Source organism: Streptomyces sp. NRRL WC-3742 (assembly GCF_000720635.1).
Lineage (GTDB): Bacteria > Actinomycetota > Actinomycetes > Streptomycetales > Streptomycetaceae > Kitasatospora.
In genome coordinates this window covers 1-200 of the sequence record NZ_JOCF01000233.1, presented here as the reverse complement: position 1 = coordinate 200, position 200 = coordinate 1, and the positions used below count along the sequence as shown (strand labels likewise).

At 56.5% G+C, this 200-nt stretch carries 1 rRNA gene; it reads right to left on the bottom strand.

Annotated elements, in window-relative coordinates:
• Positions 1-66, bottom strand: a 5S ribosomal RNA gene (gene rrf / locus IH61_RS45485); the annotation flags it as partial.
• Between the last annotated feature and the right edge of the window lie 134 nt (positions 67-200).

Genomic DNA, 200 nt, shown 5'->3' with positions numbered 1-200 from the left:
GCTACGAGGCTTAGCTTCCGGGTTCGGAATGTAACCGGGCGTTTCCCTCACGCTATGACCACCGAAACACTATGAAACTGTCAACCGCACCCAACCCGTGGTTCTTCGGGGTTGGGGGTCGTTGTTTCAGAACAACACAGTGGACGCGAGCAACTGAGGACAAGCCCTCGGCCTATTAGTACCGGTCAACTCCACCCCTC